At 70.4% G+C, this 2,973-nt stretch carries 1 protein-coding gene; it reads left to right on the top strand.

Features of this window, described 5'->3' with window-relative positions; translation table 11 throughout:
- Positions 1-178 precede the first annotated feature (178 nt).
- Positions 179-2,973: helicase associated domain-containing protein (locus tag AC13HU_RS35000; protein ID WP_483046028.1), on the top strand; the 2,795-nt coding region annotated here is incomplete at its 3' end.

The raw sequence follows: 2,973 nt of genomic DNA, 5'->3' as shown, positions 1-2,973 counted from the left end.
CCGCAGCGCCGTGTCCTGAAGGCGGTACGGCGGTGGAGACGGGTGGCCGGTGAAGGTGAAGGTGAAGGTGAAAAGGACCATGCAGATGCTGGGGGCGCGTACAGCCGGGGATGAAGACGCGAGGCCGTCAGCGCAGGACCGGCCTGTCTCCTCGTCTCGCGGTCTGCCGTTGGGCGCCGTGCGGGTAGCGCCCCTGAGCGGCGAGGTGACGCTGTCGTTCGTCGGCCGCATCGCCTCCCGCTACCGGCTCACCGCCAAAGAACTCATCGGTGCGCTTGTGGACTTCAGGCGCCGTCCCAACCTGGCCCTGGTGCGACCCGACAGCGAAGTGCTCTTCAACACCGAGGCCCGGGCGGTGCTCGCCGCGTTCTGCCGCACGCCCGAAGAACACCTGCGCCGCGCCCTGCCAGCCTGGGACGAAGACGTCTCTTCAGGCAGGCTTGGGAGCGGGCCGGCCGCCTGGGTCCGCTCCGCCGGCACGATCGCGCCGACCGGCCCAGGATGCCGGGCCTGCACCGCGACCGCCACGCAAGGACGGGAAAAAGCACGCCGCTACCTCCTGGCGGACAGGCGGGTCTGCACCACACACCAGTGCTGGATGCTGGAGACTCCCGTCGTTGACGGGGCGACAGCGGTGCCCGGACAGCTGGACCTGCGAAAGGTGCCGCAGATCGTGTCGTCCCAGCGCCGTCATCGACGGCTGCTGAGGCGCTACCCGCACACTGCCGAAGCGTTCGCCATGGCACAGGCGATTTTGGCCTCCTGGTGGAGCGAGCCGCAGCCGGAGGAGACCCTCTGGCCCGAGCGGCTACGGCAGATGACCCACGGCAACGACGCCGCATGGAGTGCTGCGGCGCGGGACGCGGTGACCTACCCCGAAGCCGTCACCCTGACCGCGATCCTGGCCGACCCACGGGTCCAGGAGCAACTGCTTGCTGACACCGGAACGCACCAGCCGCACGCACTGGCCGACGTCCCCAGCTTCGTCGAGGAACTGACCCAACGGCTTGAGCGGCCGTGGCTCGCAGATCACCTCAGAGGCTTAACGACGGGACCGTTGAACGCCTGGGTGCGTGGCTGTGTACGCACCAGCGCCGGGCACAAGCCGAAGACGCAGAGCATGTGGCGGATCCCCCCACCCCACCGGCCCGCACCGGTCTCACGGCTCCTGGCCGAAAACCGGCCCGTGGACGAACCATCCGGAACAACAGAGCCGGAGCTTGGGCCGTCGCTGGTCCCGGATGTGGCCGAGGCTGCCAAGGGGTTCGCGCGCGGCCTGCGCCACGCCCGCGCCTACGCCGCTGAGCACGGCCACCTGTGTGCGCCCAACACCATGCAGATCGAGGGTTTCGGCGTCGGCCTGTGGCTGGCCAACCAGCGCGCTGCGGGCCCCGAACTCGCCCCCGAACGCGCCGGAGCCCTCCATGCCCTCGACCCGTGGTGGAATCCGCCGTGGAACCTGTGGTGGCAGCGCATCTACTACCGCGCGCACGCACGCGTCCGGGCAGGACACCCGATGGTTCCCGAACACGGATTCCCCGGCACCACGGAAAACCTCGGAACATGGCTCTACGAGCAGTGCACCGGCTACAGCGGCCTCCACCCAGGGCAGCAAAGGCTCCTCACCGACCTCGGCATCACGCCTGAACGAGCGCGCGCCGCACAGCCCCGGCGCCGCGATCTCAACGCAGCCCGGCAAGCCGCCCTGGCCCACGCCCGCGCCTACGGCAACGAACACGGCCACCTGTGTGCCCCTACCTCCGCGCAGCACGACGGCTTCGCCATCGGCAAATGGCTACACAACCAGCGGGTCAAGGCACGACACGAACAACTCGACCCTGCACTGAACCAGGCACTGACCGACATCGACCCACGATGGAGCCCGCCCTGGCCAACCGACTGGCAGCGCGAGCATCACACCGCCCACGCCGCCGTCGCCGCGGGCACCCCGCTCGATCCCCACGCCGGATTCCGCAACTTCGACGACCGCACCGGACAGTGGCTGTACACACAGTGCGCCAACTACCGGAAGCTGCGCCCAGGGCAGCAGCACCTGCTCGCCGGCCTCGGCCTCACCGCACCCGTCGCCGCAACCGCCGTGCCCAACCCGGCCACCGAGCGCCCGGCCATGGAGACCGGCCTGCACCACGCCAGGGCATGGGCAGCCGAGCACGGAAACCTGGATCTTCCCATCGCCGCCGCCCGGCACGGCGGGTTTCCCCTCGGCCGCTGGCTGGCCGGACAACGGCACCAGGCCGACCTCCACCGCGACCGCTTCGGCACTCCCTGGCCGCACGAGGAACGCCTCGCCCGCATCGACCCCTACTGGAACCCGCCCTGGGGCATGACCTGGCAACGCCGCTACCAAGCCGCCCGCGCACAGCTCACCCCCGGCCACGACCTCGCCCCCGAACAGGGCTTCCCCGGCACACCGGACTGGACCGGGCAGTGGCTGTACGAACAAAGCACCCACTACGACGAACTCCACCCCCGCCAGCAGCAACTACTCACCGGCCTCGGCCTCACCGCCGAAGGCGCCCGAACCGCCCTTCCCCGCCGCACCGCCCGGGCCGCGGCCTTCGCCACAGCACTGGTCCACGCCACCGCATGGGCTGACCAGCACGGACACCTCTGTACGCCCAGGAACACCAGCCACGACGACTACCCACTGGGCAACTGGCTCGCCCACCAACGCAAACGCGCCAACCGCGGACAGCTGCCCGACCACCGCGCACAGGCCCTCGCCGCCCTCGACCCCTGGTGGAACCCACCCTGGACCATGCGCTGGCAACAGGCCCTGCACACCACCCGCACCCACACCGCCGGCCGGCCACTGGGCACCACCGCCGACCTCGACGCCCTGCCCACAGCCACCGCGAAATGGCTGTTCACCCAGTGCTCCACCTACGACAGCCTCCACCCCGGACAGCACCACCTCCTGACCGGTATCGGCCTCACCGCCGAACACGCCCG

Source organism: Streptomyces sp. NH27 (assembly GCF_056859195.1).
The sequence above is the reverse complement of the archived record's forward strand: the minus strand, read 5'-3'. Positions and strand labels throughout refer to the sequence as shown.